Raw genomic sequence first — 19,369 nt, 5'->3', positions numbered from 1 at the left:
GGCACATGCACTGTACTCACAGTGAAGAGACTCATCAGAAAATATCCAATAACTCACACAAAGAAAAAGCCCGACGGGGCTTTTTTTATATCATGATACGTTTGTGCTATCTTGCGGTCAGTCTTTAATGAAGGTATGATGTAATAGCATTATTCTTATTCAATCAATCTTATCGGGGGGAAGGGTATCATGAAGTACAGGGCACTTGTAGCTGATGACGAGCCCATGATCAGAAGGGGGATCATAAGTTTTCTCAGAGAGTATGATGATTTTGAACTGGTGGCTGAAGCTGAGGACGGCGAGATCGCGCTTGAAAAAGCAAAGTCTACAGCGGTAGATGTCTTTTTTGTGGATATAAATATGCCCTTTTTGAACGGCCTGGACTTTATAAGAGAGCTGAAAAAGCTCTATCCTGAAGCCCTGGTGGTGATCATTACAGGCTATGATCTCTTTGATTATGCAAGAAAAGCAGTGAGTCTTGGGGTGTTTGATTATGTGCTAAAGCCTCTTCAGGAAGAAGTGTTTGACGAACTCATTGGAAGGATCAGGGCAGCGCTGAGCCAGAGGAGCGGAGAAGAACTGGAGAAGAAATATCTGGAATGGGCAAGGGAGAAGATGCATGAAAGCAGAGAGCTTCTCTTGACTGACCTTTTTAAGAAGATACTCGACGGCAGGCTTTCGGGGGATGAGATCAGACAGGAATGTGAGTACCTGGGCATCAGCATCCCCGATCCTTATAATCTCCTGCTGGTACGTACCGATCCCAGACCCTCTGAAGAGGTGAGCAGCGAGTGGAATGAAGACCTTCTCTACTTTGTATCAGAGAATATAGCTCTGGAAATGTTTGCGTCTCTTGCTCTTGAGAGCAGGTGCAGAGATGAGTCGGGCAATCTGGTGCTCATCATTCCTGCGCAGGAGAGCGCTGTATTGGAAGAGAAGATCAGTGAATACAATAACTATCTGCCGGGTATAATTCCTGTAAAATCCGCGGTCTCAGCGGTTACGGGAAGCGGAGTAGAAAATATAGCTGCATCTTATCAGGAGGCTCTGTCGGACGCATCAGGCAGCATAGGAATGTCCAATGTAATGGAAGCGGTTATAGATCTTATAGAAAGAAGCTATTCCAGAGAGGATTTTTCCCTTCAGGAGGCGGCAGATGAGATCGGCTTGTCAGTTCCGTATCTTAGCCGTATGTTCAGAAAGGAAGCCGGTTGCACTTTTGTGGATTATCTCACCAGTCTCAGGATGAGAAAGGCAACCATACTTCTTCATGACGATTCTATCAAGATATATGAAGTGGCAGAAAGAGTGGGATATACTTCTCAGCAGTACTTCAGTCTTGTATTTAAAAAGAAGCTGGGCATCAGCCCTATTGATTACAGACAGTCTATCAAGGATAAGAACTAGATTCTTGTCCGAAAGGATCAGGTACAAAAAGCAGTTCATAGCTATATCATTAAAAATACTATATAAATATACTTATAGGAGCCTTTCGGGAGATAATATCCCGAGAGGCTTTTTTTACGTGAAAAATCGTGATCCGCTAGTATTATTGCATCAAATCCTTCACTTTATTAATCATTTTTATAAAATGACGTAAGGGTCAAAAGTCATTTCGATTCGAGCTTGCTCGAAATCGAATATGAATTTATGACCCGCAAAACATGAGCAAAGTAGCACGTAGTGCGGATTTGCGAATGTTTTAGGATTGTGAGAGTTTCGAAGAAACGGAACAATCCGTTAGTCATAAGGTGTCAAAAGGAACTTTTGACACCTTCCTCATAAAATTCCCTGGTTAAAAAAATGTAAAATCTCGATAAACCATTCTAAATACATTTATCTTTATCTGCCCTAAAATCACTATTGTAAACAAACAAAAGGCCCCAGGGGCCAAGGGTGAATAAGGAGGGTAACATGAAAAGAAAGTTATTGAGCGCTATTCTGTGCGCATCTATGGTTGCTGCATCACTTGCAGGCTGCGGCAGCACAGCTGCAAAAGAGGAAGCTACTGTTGAGAACGAAGCTACTCCCGCTGGCGATGCTGCAGATGATACTGCAGATGATTCTGCTTCAGACGGCAAGCTGGTAGTTGGTTTTGCTCAGATAGGACAGGAGTCCGGCTGGAGAGATGCTGAGACAATGTCTATCCAGACATATGCTGAAGAGCATGCTGATACTGTTGAACTGAAATTTGCTGATGCTCAGCAGAAGCAGGAAAACCAGATCAAGGCTATCAAGAGCTTCATCGAGCAGGATGTAGATGTTATCGGTCTTGCACCTGTTGTTGAGACAGGTTGGGATCAGGTATTTGCTGAAGCTCAGGATGCAGGCATCCCGATCATTCTCCTGGACAGAACAGCAGATGTTGACGAGAGCCTCTATGCTACATTCATCGGTTCAGACTTCATCGAGGAAGGTAAGCTGGCAGCACAGAACATGGCAGAGCTTATCGGCGGCAAGGGTAAGATCGTAGAGCTTGAGGGAACTGTTGGTGCTTCTGCAGCTACAGACAGAAAGACAGGCTTTGACGAAGAGATCGCAGCTAACTATCCTGATATCGAGATCGTAGCTTCTCAGACAGGTGATTTCACAAGAGCACAGGGTAAGGAAGTTATGGAGTCATTCCTTAAGTCCAATCCTGATATCGTAGGCGTATATGCACACAATGATGATATGGCACTTGGTGCTATCGAAGCTATCAAGGAAGCAGGCCTTAAGCCCGGCGAAGACATCAAGACAGTATCTGTTGACGGCGTAAAGGGTATCTTCGAGGCTATGGTAGCCGGCGAAGCTAACTGCACAGTAGAGTGTAATCCTCTTCTTGGACCCCTCTTCTTCGAGACAGCTGCAAAGCTTAAGGCTGGAGAGAGCGTTGAAAAGTGGGTTAAGTCAGTTGACGGAGTATTCACATCAGATATTGCTGCAGACGTTATTGACGATAGAGCATATTGATAAAAGGATTGTGATAGATAGAATAATGGAGCAATTCTTGCATCAAATATTACTGATTATTAACTAAAATAATCCGCTCCGTTGATTCAATGGAGCGGATTTTTTAAAGGAGGCGAAAGGGTGAGTAGTCAAACCAAACTCTTAACAATGAAAGGCATCTCCAAGTCCTTCGGTAAAGCAGTAGTGGCCCTTGATGATGTTCAGTTTGAGCTGGAGGCAGGAGAGATCCATGCACTTCTGGGAGAGAACGGTGCGGGCAAATCTACCCTGATAAAAGTACTGACAGGCGTTGAGGAAAGGGACAAGGGAGAAGTAGAACTGGAAGGCAAAAAGATATATCCCAAATCCACAAACGAAGCTCAGCAGGTTGGCATATCTACTGTTTATCAGGAAGTAAATCTGTGCCCCAATCTGTCTGTTGCAGAGAATATCTACATTGGTAGGGCCCCCAGGACCAAAATGGGAGCAATTGACTGGAATGCTATGGCAAAGAATGCGCAGGAGCTTCTTGAGAAATTTGATCTGAAACTGGATGTAAATAAGAGCCTGGATAATTATTCCGTGGCTGTACAGCAGATGGTAGCTATAGCAAGAGCCAGTGATATTCAGGCAAAAGTCCTGATATTGGACGAGCCTACAAGCTCGCTGTCTAAGGTTGAAGTAGACAAGCTCTTCGATATCATGAAGAGACTCAGATCCGAAGGAATGGGAATCATATTTGTAACTCACTTTTTGGATCAGGTATATGAAGTAACAGACAGGATAACAGTCCTTAGGAACGGACATTATGTTGGTACCTACAAGACCAGCGATCTTCCCAGGGTTGAACTGGTATCCAAGATGATAGGCAAGGACTATGCAGTACTGAACCAGACACTGCAGAAGGGCCAAAGTGATAAGGAAAAGACTAAAACAGGGGATGTTTTTGTTTCCATGAAAAATGTAACCCACCAGGGCAGCATCAATAATATGGATCTGTCAATCGCAAAAGGTGAGGTACTGGGTCTGTCCGGACTCCTTGGATCCGGAAGATCGGAAACAGCTAGAGTACTCTTTGGAATAGATCAGGTAACAGGAGGAGAGCTGGAGATAAACGGAGAAAAAGTACATCTGTCTCACCCTCTTGATGCAATTAGGAAGGACCTGGCTTTTTGTCCTGAGAATAGAAAGACGGAAGGTATCATAGGAGATCTTTCTATCAGAGATAATATTGCACTGGCCCTGCAGGCCAAGAAGGGGCTCTTCAAGAAAATCAGCAAGAAGGAAGCACAGAAGATCGCAGATGAGTATATAAAGAAGCTGGAGATCAAGACTCCTGATGCAGATCAGCTGATCAAGAATCTGTCAGGTGGTAATCAGCAGAAGGTGATCCTGGCAAGGTGGCTTGCAACAGAACCGGAGCTTCTTATGCTGGATGAGCCTACAAGAGGTATTGATATCGGTACCAAGGCTGAGATACAGAAGATAGTAATAGACCTGGCAGCAGAAGGTATGGCGGTGCTCTTTATCTCATCTGAGCTTGATGAAGAACTCAGATGCTGCAGAAGGATCGTGGTACTGAAGGATATGGAAAAAGCCGGTGAAGTGACAGGCGAAGATGTAAATGAAGCTGCGGTAATGCACATAATGGCGGGAGGAAATGACTGATGAAAAGCAAATTATCCAAATTATCACAAAATCAGGCCTTCTGGCCGGTCATGATATTCCTGGCCATTATCCTCTTTAATACAATAATGACAGGAGGAGAATTTCTAAAGATCACTATAGTAGACGGACACTTCTACGGAAGGATCATTGATATCTTCAGAAACGGCGGTAAGCTCATGATCCTGGCAGCAGGTATGACAATGGTACTGGCAACAGGTGGAACAGATATCTCTGTAGGTTCAGTTATGGCTATAAGCGGAGCCATCGCCTGCAGCGTGATCAAGGGTAATCTCCTTCCGGGACTGAATGGAAGCGTTGCAATGGCTATCATCCTGGCTGTATGCGCCGGTATACTTTGCGGCCTCTGGAACGGCTTTCTGGTATCCAAGATCAAGATCCAGCCTATAGTTGCTACAATGATACTACTTGTTGCAGGAAGAGGTATCGCACAGCTGATCACCAATGGTAAGATCATCACTATCACCTCTGATGCGTATTATTTCATCAACGGCGGATATATACTGGGACTTCCTTTTCCTCTTTATATCGTGATCTTCCTGGTAGGACTGCTCCTTATATTTGTTACCAAGACAGCCTTTGGTCTTTTCCTTGAATCCATTGGATGTAATCCTCTGGCTTCCAAGTTTGCAGGTATCAAGGTAGATATCTATCTTTTGGCGATCTACACGATTTCCGGAGCCTTTGCTTCTGTTGCCGGTCTCATTGAAAGTGCAGGTATCAAAGGAGCTGACTGCAACAATGCAGGTCTGAATATAGAGCTGGATGCCATCCTGGCAGTTGCCATTGGCGGTACCAATCTTATGGGCGGCAGATTCTCTATCTTCTCCAGCGTGATCGGAGCACTTATAGTGCAGAGTATCACTACAACAGTACTGGCTCTGGGTGTTCCTGCAGCATATATCAGAGTATTAAAGGCAGTGCTCATCATCGTGATCTGCCTGTCCCAGTCCAGCAAATTCAAGCTCTCTTTGGGCAAGATGCTGGCTGGTAAGAGAAAGGAGGCAGCTGCGGTATGAAAGACTTAAAAAAACTCCGTATCAAGAATGTATCTCTTACAATGACCATTGCATTATTCCTGGTCATGTTTATATTCGGATCTGTCAGGTATGAGCATTTCCTGTCATTATCCACATTCCTTAATCTTTTTAATGACAATGCATACCTGATGATCGCAGGTATCGGTATCACATTTGTACTTATCACCGGCGGCATTGATATCTCAATATCATCAACCATAGCTTTTACCGGAGTATTTATGGCATACTGCCTGCAGCATGGCGTGCCTTCATATGTGGTAATTCCTGTTGCACTGATCATCGGTATAGTGGTAGGTGCTGTGCAGGGAAGCCTGATCCATTATTTCAAGCTTCAGCCCTTCATCGTGACCCTTGCGGGACAGTTCCTGATGAGAGGCTTGTGCGTGGTCATCAGTGAAGCTTCAATACCGATCACAGATCCCTTCTTTAAGTTTATGGCTATGGGAAGGATCCAGATAAGGCTTGGGGATTCCAAAGCGCTTAACGGTAGGATATACTATTATGTATTGATATTCGCACTGGTACTTGCAGTTGCTCTCTTTGTCCTTAAAAAGACAGCCTTTGGAAGAGCAGTATATGCTATAGGCGGCAGCGAGCAGTCTGCTGAGCTTATGGGTCTTAATGTTGCAAGGACCAAGATTGGAGCGTATATTATAAGCAGTTTCTGCGCCGCTCTTGCAGGTGTGGTATTTAGTTTCTATACACTGGCAGGTTACGGTCTGCAGAATATGGGTATGGAGCTGGATGCGATCTCCTCAGCTGTAATTGGCGGCACACTTCTCACAGGTGGTGTGGGATCTGTATTTGGTACTGCTGTGGGTGCAATGATCCAGGGTATCATCCAGACCATTGTTACTTATGAAAACCTTAACACCTGGTGGACAAAGGTTACTATTGCAGGACTCCTTTGCTTCTTTATCGTAGTACAGAGGATCATCGCAGTAAGAGCAGAGGCCCTAAAGGGTAAGGCTGCAGCAGCTGCCTGATCATCAGGTCAGACTAAAGAGTAATGCTGCCCCTGTATCTTATAGGGGCAGCAAACAATATAATATCGGGGATGAGTGTAATGAATATTTCTAAGACAGGATTCAAAATAACAAGGATCAGGACCAAGCTGATTCTGTCTCAGGTATTCATAGCACTCATCCCCTTTGTGCTTGTGGGAATAGTGGGTATCATCTTTTCCGTGAGGGAGGCCAGGAAGAATGTGACTCAACGTACCTCTCAGACGGTAACACAGGTCAGCCAGACTCTGGATACCTACATAGAAGATCTGGATAAGCTTGTCATGACGCTGTCAGATGAGATAAGCTGCAGAGGATTGGATAATGGCGGACCTGTAGAGATCATGGATGTGAGCAGGACCATGCAGAATATCATGGGAAGGTACGATGAGATAGCAGGTATCCTCTATGCATATTCGGGAGACAGGTATATCAGCACAGGCATGACCAGGGTATCAAGAGATTCGTTTCAAAAGGAGACCTGGTACAGGGCAGCTTTGGAGGATCCCTCTTCCATCAAGATGATATCTACGGTTACAGGCAGGAATATCACCACAGATGTGGGCTATTCAGTAGATGATGTATTCTCAATGGTCAAAGCTGTATACAAAGAGGGTACAAATGAAGTAGAGGGCGTGTTGCTGATGGATATCGGCCATAGCATCATCTCTTCGGCTATCATGGATTCTCAGGTGGGCAATGACGGCTTTGTATTCGTCCTGGATGAAGAGGATCACATGGTATACACACCTATCAATGATGTGGTATACAGAATACGCCCTGACTGGCTAAAGGATGAGAATGAGACTTTGAGCGTATCCATAGGCCCCAGACGCTATCTGGTCAGGTTCAAGACTTCGGATAAGACGGGTTGGAAGACTGTCAGTGTGATCTCCTATGATGAACTGATGGGAGATATCAACAGGATGATCACTCTGTACAGCGCTATGCTGCTTGCAACCCTTATACTTGTGCAGTATCTGTCTTTGTGGGTATCGGATACGATCACAAGACCTATCAAGAGACTTAGAGATCTTATGAAGCAGACTGAAGAGGGCAATCTTAATCTTCAGTATGAAAGCGTGGGCAATGATGAGATCAATGATCTGGGCCTTTCCTTTAACCATATGATAGGCAGGATCAGAGAGCTCCTCGACAGAGTAAGGCAGGAAGAAGACCAAAAGAGAAAGGCAGAACTCAAGATCGTACAGGAGCAGTTCAAGCCCCATTTTCTCTATAACACACTGGATACGATCAACTGGATGGCCAGAGAACATGGCGCCAAGGATATTGTGCACCTGGTAGATGCGCTGACCAGTGTATTCAGGATCAGCCTTAGTCATGGAAGAGATTATATTACCATCAAGGAAGAGATCAATTATATATCCAGTTATCTGTATGTTCAGAAAACAAGATATGAGGATAAACTCGTTTTTGAAATAGATGCAGATGAAGAATGTATGCAGACCTATGTTCCCAAGCTCATACTCCAGCCTATGCTGGAAAATGCTATCTACCATGGCATCAAGCTAAAGAGAGGAACCGGGCATATCAAGGTATCTGTGCATCGTGTGGATGACAATATACGCATGTCGGTAGAAGATGACGGCAAGGGCATGGACGAGCAGACCAGGGATTCTCTAAGGGCGCTCCTTAGGACCGGCGCAGGAACTGAATCTCCCTATGTGGACGACAATCAGAGTTTTGGCCTTTACTATGTAAGAGAAAGGCTCCAGCTCAGGTATAAGGATAATTACAGGGTAGATGTGGAAAGTGCCCAGGATATGGGAACCAAGATCTCGATCATCATACCCTTCGAAGGAGAGAATGGCTGATCTATGGAAAAGGGCAAAAAGAATTATACTAAATTGATATTGCTCCTTGTGATAATGGCTATGACTATCGCCATTTATGGCTGTCATGTAAGTCCTTCCAAGGATGGAGGCTCCAGGGAGGGCGTAGCTTCTATCATAGGAGTCTCCCAGGCTAACATGCGCGAAGAGTGGAGGATAGCCCTGATAAATGAGTTAAGGGCTGAGACTGAGAAGAGCCCTGATATACAGGTCATAACCACAGATGCCACGGGCAGCGTAGATAAGCAGTTGCAGGATATAGATAATCTTATAGGCTATGGCATAGATCTCCTCATCATATCTCCCTGTGATGAGGTGGAAATGGGAGACAAGATCAAAGAGGTCTATGACAGCGGTATACCGGTCATAGTAATGGACAGAGCGGTAGAGGGCTTTGATTATACCCTTTATATAGGTCCCGATAACGAAGTGATCGGGCAGCAGGCCGGAAGCTATATTGCAGGGCTACTTGGAGATAAAGGGGGGAATGTTGTAGAACTCTCCGGCAGCCCTACTTCGATCCAGGGCTCTGAGAGACTCTTGGGTTTTAGGGATGCCATCCGTGACTATCCTGATATCAATGTCAAGAAGCTCTACCTGGGTGCTGAGTCCAAGGATGCATCTTATGATATGATCATAGCGGCCAAGAGCATAATAGAAAAAAGCGATGTGATTTTTGCTTACAGTGACAATATGGCTCTTGGAGTGTGCGATGCGGTCAGGGATCTGGGGCTTGAAGACAAAGTCATGATCGTAGATTGTGACGGCTTTAAGGGCGCAGATGAAGGAATAGACCTGGTATCCAAGGGAAGGCTCAAGGCTACAGTATCCTGCCCCATAGGAGGTAAGGAGGCTATAGATTATGCCCTGTCCATATTGCATAAGGAAAGCGGTGTGCCCAAGCAGGTGATCCTGCGCAGCTATCTCATAACAGCGGAAAATATTGATGAGAATCTAAGTTTGATGAATGCAGCAGTAGCGGATGACGGAGAAACGATCAAGGTAGGCTATTCTCAAGTAGGACAGGAGAGTAACTGGCGACTGGCAAATACCAGATCCATAGAAGAGGCTGCCAAGGTATTCAATATAGATCTCCATATGGAGATCGCAGATCAGTCCCAGGAGAGACAGTTTGAAGCTATCAGGGGCTTTATAGAAGAGGGCGTGGATGTGATAGTAGTGTCTCCTGTTGTAGAGACAGGCTGGGATGAAGTGCTAAGAGAGGCCAAGGCAGCAGGCATACCTGTGATCATGTCTGATAGAAATGTAAGCGTAGAGGACAGAGAGGAGAATCTGACTACAACTTACCTGGGTGCGGACTTTATGGAAGAGGGCCGAAGAGCCATGCGCTGGATCAGGGACAATGTTAAGACTGATGATGGCAAGAAAGCTATCATGGAGATCATGGGTAATGAAGGTGCATCCCCTACAGAAGAAAGAGGCAAGGGATTTAGAGAAATTCTGGCAGATAATCCTTCTTATTACATTGCTTATTCATCTCATGGAGATTTTACTTTTGAAGGTGGACGCAGGGTTGTAAGAGAATACTTAGAAAAAAATGAATGGGATATAGATATCATATTTGCTCAAAATGATGATATGGCCCTGGGCGCGATCGAAGAACTGAAAGCGCATGGGATAAAGCCTGATGAGGATGTAAAGATAGTATCTGTAGATGCTACCAAGGATGCCTTTGAGGCTATGGTCAAGGGAGAGCTTAGCTGTGCTGTAGAATGTAATCCCGTTATCGGAGATCAGCTGATGAAAGCCATCAGAGATCTTCATTGCCACAAGCAGATGCCTTTCAGGATCATAACCGAAGAAAAGGTATATGACCAGCTGATAGCAGAGGATTATATCAGTAAGAGAATATATTAAAATGTTACTATTCACAGTCTTACGACTGCTCATAGTAACATTAAAATTCTTTATCCTGACCTATGAGCCTCTCGTAGGCAAACATATACTGCTGCATGACGCCACCCCATGGTCTGTAGCTATCTGTGTTAAAGCCCTCAGGATAATGTCTGTCCCTGATCCTCTCCATCCACACATCTATGGGAAAGCTGTCCATACGGTGGTAAGCAAAGAGCATGGTGCAGTTTGCTACCTTCTTGCCCACGCCGTGGAGTGAGCAGAGCTTGTCAAAGAGCTCTTCATCAGGCAGCGAAAAAGCCATGTAAGGATCAAAAGTTCCGTCAAGTACGGCTCTGGCAGCTCTCTGGATGTAAGGAGTTCTGTAGCCCAGGCTGCAGGCCTTCAGGTCTTCTTCGGACAGGGCTGCCAGAGCCTTGGGTGTGGGAAAGGCGTGGAAGTCCTCGTCCTGGGAATATCCTATGACAGGGCCTGCTATGCTGCAGAGCTTTTCTACAGAAGCCTTGATGGCAGGAATATTCTTTCTCTGGGATATGATGAAAGTGATCAGGGTCTCCCAGGGATCCTGGCGAAGGATCCTGATGCCCTTAAAGGCTGCTGCTGCATTCTTTAGATAAAGATCCCCTGCAGGGATAGAGGATATGATACTGCCATAATCAGTATCCATATCAAGATATCCTCTCCATATCTTCTCGTATTCATCAGCACTGCAGTCCAGCCTAAGAGAATTTGAGCCCCTGTGCTTAAAAGCCAGCAGGACCTTCCCTTTGGCAATGATGCGGTAGCAGTTTTCATCTATGCGCTGCCACCTGAAGCACTGACCGCTGTCGGCAATCTGTTCAAGATCCAGTTCTCTGACATTATCTATTGTTATCATATTGTTTCCCTTGTTGTCATATATAGCATTCTATATGGATGCGGTGCTTATCATAGAGGATGCCTGGTTGTATAATGGATTATAGGCCTTGGTGGCCCTTTCGATTAATCATTTTAATGTTTGCATGAAAAAATATCATTATCTAATTAAACAAAAATCCCGGAAAAAATGGAGGAGAATCTGTGAAGAGAACATTTGAATATGATAATAAGGCTAATCTGGTAAGCTGCAAAGCGGGAAAAATAAGGGGCTACAGGGAAGCCGGCAGCCTTGTATTCAAGGGTATCACCTATGCCAGGGCACAGAGGTTTCACAGGCCCCAGCCATATGTATATGAAGAGGAATTTGATGCCAGTAATTACGGATATGTGGCACCCCTACTTACCAATGACAGGCCAGGGGGAGAAGTGCTGGTACCCCACCGTTATTGGCCCCAGGATGAAGACTGCCTGAATCTGAATATCTGGACCCCTGATGCTGATGATAAGAAGAGGCCTGTAATGGTATGGCTTCACGGCGGCGGCTTTTTTGCAGGATCATCTATTGAGCAGCTGGCCTATGAGGGAGGCAATATGTCCCAGAGGGGAGATGTGGTAGTGGTATCTCTTAACCACAGGCTGAATATATTGGGCTTTTTTGATCTGTCAGATTTTGGACCTGAATATGAAAACTCAGGTAATGCAGGAATGGATGATATTATCTGTGCTCTTAAATGGATCAGGGATAATATCGGATACTTTGGTGGGGACCCGGATAATGTGACCTTGTTTGGACAGTCAGGAGGAGGTGCCAAGATCACCTGCCTTCTTCAGATGCATGAAGCAGACGGCCTTTTTTCCAGAGGTATCAATATGAGCGGTGTCATCACAGGTACTCTTTGTGATTGCACTGACACCGAGAAAGGACTTGCAGAGGCTATTATGAAGGACCTGGGCCTTTCTGATATAAAGGAACTGGAAACAGTGGAGCTTCATGCTCTTATCTCTTCCTACAATAAGCTTAGCGGAGCTTTCATGAAGGCAGGGAAAAGCATTGGGCAGAATCCTCATGTCAACTCCTTCTACAGGGGAGATCCTGTTATTTACGGCTTTAGATCAGAGTCTGCTTCTGTACCGCTCATGGTGGGAAGCGTATTTGGAGAATTCTATTCCTTTGCACATATGCCCTATGATAAGAGAAATATGTCAGCGGAGGAGGGCAGAGCATTTCTAAGAGAGATCTTTAGGAGAAAGAAGGAACCTATGGAAATTCTGGAAAAACTCCTTGAAGAATTTGAGAAGGCTTATCCCGAGAGAAATCCTGTAGACCTGTACACTTTGGATACAATATTTAGAAAAGGTGAGCAGAAATATATCCTGGACAGAGCAGCTATCTGCCCCGGAGGGACCTATAGCTATATGTTCAATGTGGACATGCCTGTAGACGGAGGAAGGACTCCCTGGCACTGCGCGGATATACCCTATGTATTTGCTAATACATGTCTCTGTCCTTATACCTGGGACGAGGATGTGAGGCAGGAGCTTGAAGATAGTATATTCGGCGCAGTAATGGCATTTGCAAGGACAGGGTCTCCTGAGACTAACAAGACGGGTAACTGGCCTGCCTGCACCATGGATACAGACAATATCATGGTCATAAACGCTGATGGATGGCAGCTGCGTCCTGACTTTGACAAAGAGCTGATACCAATGGCCAGTGAGCACGACCTTCATATGGAGATCGGAGAGATCCAGCATTGATAAGTGGAGTATTAGTCTGGTAGGATCATTTTCTGTTAACTAGCTTATTGGCGATTTCTTCTAATCTATCAATAGCATTTTCGAAAAAGTACTGATATGAGTCGCAATAATAGTTGAGGCCGTGGATATTTCCACTATCTGCGGCAAAGCTATCTGAAAATCTGCTTCTATAGCAGCCTCCTTTGCACAGGCGCAGCCATTTGCATTCCCGGCATTTGGAGGGCAGATATTTGGAACGTTCTATAAACCTAAGCTTAGACCGCCTCTCATCTATATCTGCGAGGCGGTCTGTGCATAGATTGCCAAGCTTGTATTCGTCTATGGCATAGAAATCACAGGGAAAGACAGAACCGTCTGCTTCGATGACATAATTACTGCTGCAAGTGCCTCTTTGTTCGCAGGATTCAGGAATATATCCAAGGAGGATCCCTATATAGTTTTCAAATTGTCTGATATAAGGAGCTGTATTATTTCTATTATCCTCATACCACAGGTCAAATAGATCAAGGAGAAATTTGCCGTAGACATCGGGGGTCAGCGAGTATTCCTTTTGACCTCTTATTTCGCCCAGGGGATCCAGGCAGTTTATGAACTGGAGATAATGCCAGTTTCTATTTCTGTACTGCTTGTATATCTCCCTGATATTAAGAGCTGTATATCTGTGGACCACCGTCAGGATATTGTAATCAACACCGTATTTATCAAACAGAGAAGAGGCTGCAAGGACCCTGTCATAGGCAGATTGATTTGAAGAACTGATATGCCTGTAGCGGTCGTTGATATCCCTTGTGCCATCAACGGACAGCCCCATGAGTATATTGTTATCTTTGATAAAACGGCACCATTTGTCATCTATCAGGGAACCGTTGGTCTGCATGGCGATATGTATAGCGCAGTTGTTCTTGTTGTACTGTTTTATCAGTCTGATAACTTCTTCAAAAAATCCTATTCCTGAGAGCGTTGGCTCTCCTCCCTGAAAAGCTATGGAGTATGCGCCTTCTGCATGAAGCAGGGTCCTTCGGATCACATTCCTTAAGGTGGATATGTCCATCATCCCATAGGAATAATTAGTCCTTTTATTTGCTTCGTCACAATAGAAACAATAATCACAATTCATATTGCAATTGCCTGATGCGGGTTTTACCAAAAGATTAATAGCTTTCATGATATCCTCAATAATTATCTGTAATATTAGGTCAGATTCCTTCTATAGGAACTGGGTGATTCGCCGGTGGTATTCTTGAACAGTCTGCTAAAGTAGAGTTCATCTGCATAGCCGATGGAAGAAGCTATGGTAGAGATGGACATGTCACTTTCGGATAATAGGAATTTGGCTTTCTCCATGCGAAGATTGATAAGGTATTTGATGGGAGCCTGCCCTGTCTTTTCTTTAAAGCTGTGGGAAAAGTATCCTTCGCTGACATTGCAGAACCTGGCCATGTCAGGTACTGTCCAGGGCTGATTATAACTCTGGTTCAGGCGGATGATAAGCCTTTCAAGATTGAAGTCGCTCTTTAGATCCGAGCTCTCTGTTTGCGAAAAGCGCTGGATCAGGGCCAGGAGCTTTAGAAAACAGGCATTGGCGATCTCTTTGTAGCCGGTCTTCCTGAGCTGGAGCTCCAGTATGGCTTCCTGGAAGGTGTTCTTGATCTGGATGCTGTCTCCTATATAGCCTGAATGGATATTAAAACGATCCAGCAGTCCTTCTATATCATTACCTGTAAAGTGGATCCAATAGGCACAGGTCTTGTCCTTATATGAATAGGAATATATCTGAGGATCGTGGGGGCGATAGAGTACGATATTGCCTGCAGGCACCCTTTGCTGTATTCCGCCGGCTGTAAAGATGCCGCTTCCGTGGGCAACATAGATGATCTGATAGTCAAGCCTGCCACTTAGCCTCACTTTGGTGAAATCCTTTGTTAGAAATTTTTGCTGGCCACAGCAGTTGACTTCCAAGGGAACAGTGTGATTCTCAAAACCTATCTCTAGTCTGTAATCTCTAAGGTGTCCTGAAATGTCGATCATATACTCTCTCCGTTCACAGCAGAAATGTCCATATTAATGTCGGAATAATCAATTGTATATAAGTCTGTCAGAGATTATTGTATATCATATAGAGATGAGTGACAACAGCATAAACAGAGGATTTTGACGTGAAAAAGCAAATTGTTTTTGTGATGACTGACACTACCAGAAAAGATATGCTGGGCTGTTATGGAAACAAAAAAATGCATACGCCTAATCTGGACAGGCTTGCCGCAGAAGGCATCAGATTTGAAAATGCATATACTGCTCAGCCTGTATGCGGTCCATCAAGATCTGCAATCTTTACAGGTACTTTCCCACACACTAATGGAATGGTCACCAATTGCATTGCTATGGGTGACAATGTCAAGACAATAGGACAGCGCCTCAGTGATAATGGCATTCACTGTGGTTATATAGGTAAATGGCACTTGGATGGAAGTGATTATTTTGGGAACGGAAGATGCCCTGAGGGCTGGGATGAAGAGTACTGGTATGACATGAGAAGGTACCTGGATGAGCTTCCGGCAAAGGACAGGGTACGTTCCAGGTCATCGGATACAGCATTTGATGAGGACATGACGGCAGATTTTACATATGCTCACAGATGTTCCAACAGGGCAGTGGATTTTATAGATAAATACAAGGATGAGGATTTTCTACTGGTTGTCTCTTATGACGAGCCTCACGGCCCGTGCCTCTGCCCTCCTCCTTATAACAGCATGTATCAGGGCTTTAGATTTGATGACAATCCCAATTATGAGGATGATCTCACGAATAAGCCCCTGATGCAGAGGCTGTGGGCAGGAGATGCTATAAAGAGCAGCGCAGATGAGATCAATAAACCTTCCAGGCAGCTATCGCTCTTTCTTGGCTGCAACAGCTTTGTAGATCATGAGATAGGAAGGGTCCTGGATAAAGTCCGGGAAGAGCTTCCTGATGCCATGGTGATCTACACTTCAGATCACGGAGATATGCTGGGTAACCACAAGCTTCAGATGAAGAACGCTGCTGCATATAAGGAGATCGCCAATGTGCCCCTTATCATAAAGGGCGGAGAAAAGGGAAAGGTGGTGGAGGCAGTATCATCTCACATAGACCTGGCACCTACTATCCTGGAATATATGGGAGTCGCTGTTCCTGAGTGCCTGGAGGGGAGGAGCATCCTATCCCAGATCTATGACACTGATAAAGAGATCAACGATGTGGTCTTTACCGAGTTTACCAGATATGAAGTGGATCATGACGGCTTTGGCGGTCTGCAGATGATGAGGGCTGCCATATCAAAGAGGTTCAAACTGGTCATACATCTTCTGGATACTGATGAATTCTATGACATGGAGAAGGATCCTTATGAAGTAAATAATCTCATAAATGATGAGAGCTATGCGAGGGAGAGGGACAAGCTCCATGATGCTCTGCTGGAGCACATGAACGATACCAGGGATCTCTACAGAGGTTATCAGTGGAGTTGCAGGACATGGAGAAAAGATAAAAATCCTCTTTGGGCCAATGATGGTTATACCAGGCAAAGGCTTAATGAGGAATATGAGCCCAGGCAGCTGGACTATGATACAGGTCTTGAAATGACGGAGGCTGTTAGAAAAAAGACAACAAAGGATGAGAAAAACTAGGGGGATCAAAATGGAGGATTTCTATTATAGTTCAGTTAAAGGGGCAGTATATTTTCCTTCCAGAGTATACAATGCTTATCAGACTTTTACCATGTTTGATGATAAGGAAATCGCTAGGGACATGGGTTATGCAAATGCGGCAGGCATCAATGCTTTCAGGCTTTTTCTAAGCTACAATTACTATCTCGAAAATTCCATGGATTTCTTCCAAAAAATAGATATTATCCTGGAGCTGGCAGAACGAAAGGGAATCAGGATCATGCCGGTACTATTTGAAGATTGCGGTCTGGAATTTAATGATAAGACAGGAGTGAACAGGGATCCGTATACAGCAGTATGTGTACGTTCTCCGGGTGCGGAGATAGAGCATGACAGGGAACGCTTTAGTGAGGTCATTCCTTATCTGAAAGAGTTTATGGACAGATACAGAGACGATGACAGGCTGTTGGCGATAGAGATCATGAACGAGCCTCATATTGAGAAGGGGAACCTGGAATTTGCAAGGTTTATAGCTGAATATGTCTTTGACCAAAAGGGCATTGTGCCTCTGACCATGGGCTGCATAAGCCTTAGAGATAATCTCTATTTTGCAGACCTTCTTGATATATATGAATTCCATGATAATTTCCCCAGTGATACCAAAGACTTTAGAAAAGAGCTTGAATATGCAAAGCACCTGGAATCTGTAATAGGAAAGCCCTGCTGGATAACAGAATGGCAGAGACTAAGAGAGGGCGGCCCCGGCTGGGGTAAGGCAGATATACCGGATGAGCACAAAGTGCCCTGCCTTGCATCTCTTGCAGATATCATCAGTGAAGTTGGTATAGGGTCCTTTTTCTGGTCACTCATGGTCAAGCCTGCATATCTGCCTGAGCAGAGGATAAATGGTACTATCAACGGACTCTTTCATGAGGACGGGTTAGTGTACAGCCGTGAGGATTTTAGTAAAATATCCGGCAAAAATGAAGAGGTGAAGGAGTATCCATATCCTCCTAAATGGTACAAGGATGATCTGGAACTTAAGGGCAATAGTATAAAAATGTAAGAATGGAGGCAAGAAATGAAAAAAAGGTTATTGGTAACGACGCTTTTATGTATGGGTATTCTTGCAGGAAGCCTTGCGGGCTGCGGAAATGCCGGCTCTGACAATGCTGATAATGCAAAGATCTCATCTGAAGAGACTGCAAAGACTGCATCAGACTCAGGATCAGGCACCGAAGCTGAAGCTGATCTTGTCAACAAGGAAGGTTTTCCTATTGTAAACGAAGAGATCACCCTTCGTGTATTTGGCCAGCAGGGCTCTGTACAGCAGCCCTGGGATACAATGGCTATGTGGAAAAAGTACCAGGAGATGACAGGCATTAAACTGGACTTTACCAATGTCCTTTCTGCTGAAGGCTATGATGAGAAGAAGAGCCTGATGTGGGCAAGCGACGATTATGATGATGTATTTGTCAGAGCATTTCTGTCTAATTCAGAGATTGTAAAGTACGGCTCTATGGGAATCCTAATTCCCCTGGAGGATATGCTGGAAGAGTATGCGCCCAACATGTCAAGGCATATCAAAGAGAATCCTGCTATTCTCTCCAGGATCACAGCTCCTGACGGACATATATATGCACTGCCTGCTCTTATCGATCTGACAGCTGCAAGAGATGAGAAATTCTGGATCAATACAAAGTGGCTCGATCAGGTGGGCTGTGATGTTCCAAAGTCAATAGAAGATCTGGAAGCAGTACTTAGAGCTTTTAAGGGTGTGGACTTTAATGGAAACGGTACCAATGATGAAGTGCCTATGAGCGCTTCCGATGCACAGACTCTGATCAGGAGATTTGCAGGTGTATGGGGACATCAGTGGCAGTTTGATACATGGCTTGAAGTAGAGAATGATACTGTGAGCACATATCTTACCGATGATTCCTTTAAAGAAGAGCTCATGTGGCTTCATGACATGTATGCAGAAGGCCTTATTGATGAAGAGATATTTACCCAGGAATATGCAAAATATATTTCCAAAGCATCGGGACAGCTTCTTGGACTCTTCTTTAATCAGGCAGATGATGCTTTTGATTCCACGGACTATATAGGCATAGCTCCCTTTACAGGCGTGGCTGACAAGCAGTATGTACAGTCAGCTCCCATAGCAAGAGATAATGGTGTATTCGCTATTAGCTGTGATTGCAAATATCCTGAAGCAGCTCTTCGATGGATAGACTATTTCTACAGTGATGAGGGATCCATACTCCTTCGTTACGGCGTAGAAGGTGAGAATATGTACTTTGATGAGGATGGTCTTCCCAGATACAATGACGGTATCCTGGACAGCCCTGACGGAAGCGGTACAGAGATTGGTAAGTTTACTATCTGGCCCGGCGGCGGAGCTCCTCAGCTGGTAAATGAGGTAAACTGCGAAGCTATCGCTTCTGCAAATACCCTTGCAGCACAGGTGGCACTGGATCCTTGTGTTCCTGAGAATATCTATTCCGCACCCCTTTTCACAGATGAAGTAAATGACAGAGTGACAGTACTCTGGACAGACCTTGAAAGCTACATGAAGACTCAGACAGCGCTCTTTATAAGAGGCGAGGCTTCCTTCGATGAGTGGGACACTTATGTTCAGACTCTGAAAGATATCGGAATCGACGAGTGGGTTTCCATTTATCAGGAAGCATATGACAAGCTTAAATAAAGGAGAAGCTTAA

Annotated in this window: 14 protein-coding genes; 11 read left to right on the top strand and 3 right to left on the bottom strand. The window is 44.8% G+C overall.

Annotated elements, in window-relative coordinates; genetic code table 11:
* Positions 1 to 189 precede the first annotated feature (189 nt).
* The 7 genes from G636_RS0104875 to G636_RS0104845 all read left to right on the top strand — a co-directional run bounded on the left by G636_RS0104875 (position 190) and on the right by G636_RS0104845 (position 10,392).
* Positions 190 to 1,407 carry a response regulator gene (locus G636_RS0104875; RefSeq protein WP_026507124.1) on the top strand — a complete coding sequence of 406 codons (1,218 nt, stop codon included), beginning with the start codon at positions 190 to 192 and terminating at the stop codon, positions 1,405 to 1,407.
* 507 nt (positions 1,408 to 1,914) lie between these two features.
* Positions 1,915 to 2,952, top strand: coding sequence for an ABC transporter substrate-binding protein (locus G636_RS0104870; protein WP_026507123.1), 1,038 nt, complete (start codon positions 1,915 to 1,917; stop codon positions 2,950 to 2,952).
* A gap of 147 nt (positions 2,953 to 3,099) precedes the next feature.
* A complete protein-coding gene (locus G636_RS0104865; protein ID WP_035778823.1) occupies positions 3,100 to 4,599 on the top strand; it encodes a sugar ABC transporter ATP-binding protein in 1,500 nt (499 codons plus the stop codon).
* Complete coding sequence (locus G636_RS0104860) at positions 4,599 to 5,636, top strand: ABC transporter permease (RefSeq protein ID WP_026507121.1); 1,038 nt, start codon at positions 4,599 to 4,601, stop codon at positions 5,634 to 5,636. Before G636_RS0104865 ends, G636_RS0104860 begins: the two co-directional genes overlap by 1 nt.
* Entirely contained in the window at positions 5,633 to 6,643 is a 1,011-nt protein-coding gene (gene yjfF, locus G636_RS0104855; RefSeq protein ID WP_026507120.1) for a galactofuranose ABC transporter, permease protein YjfF, read from the top strand. Before G636_RS0104860 ends, yjfF begins: the two co-directional genes overlap by 4 nt.
* 80 nt (positions 6,644 to 6,723) lie before the next feature.
* Entirely contained in the window at positions 6,724 to 8,496 is a 1,773-nt protein-coding gene (locus G636_RS0104850) for a sensor histidine kinase (protein WP_035778820.1), read from the top strand.
* Between the two features lie 3 nt (positions 8,497 to 8,499).
* Positions 8,500 to 10,392, top strand: a complete 1,893-nt coding sequence (locus tag G636_RS0104845) for a substrate-binding domain-containing protein (protein ID WP_026507118.1) — start codon at positions 8,500 to 8,502, stop codon at positions 10,390 to 10,392.
* A 40-nt stretch (positions 10,393 to 10,432) separates the two neighbouring features.
* Here the strand turns inward: G636_RS0104845 and G636_RS0104840 are convergent, their stop codons facing one another.
* Positions 10,433 to 11,266: a DNA-3-methyladenine glycosylase family protein gene (locus tag G636_RS0104840; RefSeq protein ID WP_026507117.1), complete on the bottom strand. Its 834-nt coding sequence runs from the start codon at positions 11,264 to 11,266 to the stop codon at positions 10,433 to 10,435.
* A 182-nt stretch (positions 11,267 to 11,448) separates the two neighbouring features.
* On the opposite strand from G636_RS0104840, the gene G636_RS0104835 reads away from it, so the two are divergent.
* The gene (locus G636_RS0104835; RefSeq protein WP_026507116.1) at positions 11,449 to 13,005 is read left to right on the top strand and encodes a carboxylesterase/lipase family protein; all 1,557 of its coding nucleotides are present in this window, start codon (positions 11,449 to 11,451) and stop codon (positions 13,003 to 13,005) included.
* A gap of 25 nt (positions 13,006 to 13,030) precedes the next feature.
* On the opposite strand, the gene G636_RS0104830 is transcribed toward G636_RS0104835, so the two are convergent.
* Positions 13,031 to 14,170: an anaerobic sulfatase maturase gene (locus tag G636_RS0104830; protein ID WP_026507115.1), complete on the bottom strand. Its 1,140-nt coding sequence runs from the start codon at positions 14,168 to 14,170 to the stop codon at positions 13,031 to 13,033.
* A 26-nt stretch (positions 14,171 to 14,196) separates the two neighbouring features.
* Complete coding sequence (locus G636_RS0104825) at positions 14,197 to 15,033, bottom strand: helix-turn-helix transcriptional regulator (RefSeq protein ID WP_026507114.1); 837 nt, start codon at positions 15,031 to 15,033, stop codon at positions 14,197 to 14,199.
* Positions 15,034 to 15,161: 128 nt separating this feature from the next.
* Here G636_RS0104825 and G636_RS0104820 point away from each other — a divergent pair, with 128 nt between their 5' ends.
* From G636_RS0104820 to G636_RS0104810, 3 genes are read left to right on the top strand one after another with little or no spacing between them, the layout of a single operon-like run.
* Positions 15,162 to 16,667: a sulfatase-like hydrolase/transferase gene (locus tag G636_RS0104820; RefSeq protein WP_026507113.1), complete on the top strand. Its 1,506-nt coding sequence runs from the start codon at positions 15,162 to 15,164 to the stop codon at positions 16,665 to 16,667.
* A 10-nt stretch (positions 16,668 to 16,677) separates the two neighbouring features.
* A complete protein-coding gene (locus G636_RS17330) occupies positions 16,678 to 17,712 on the top strand; it encodes a cellulase family glycosylhydrolase (RefSeq protein ID WP_051226529.1) in 1,035 nt (344 codons plus the stop codon).
* 15 nt (positions 17,713 to 17,727) lie between these two features.
* On the top strand, positions 17,728 to 19,356 hold the full coding sequence (locus G636_RS0104810; RefSeq protein WP_081668270.1) for an extracellular solute-binding protein: 1,629 nt from the start codon (positions 17,728 to 17,730) through the stop codon (positions 19,354 to 19,356).
* The last annotated feature ends 13 nt before the right edge of the window (positions 19,357 to 19,369 follow it).

Origin of the sequence: Butyrivibrio sp. MC2013, assembly GCF_000424585.1 — a bacterium.
Lineage (GTDB): Bacteria > Bacillota > Clostridia > Lachnospirales > Lachnospiraceae > Butyrivibrio.
Note: the sequence above shows the minus strand (reverse complement) of the source record. Positions and strands in the feature narration are given on the sequence as shown.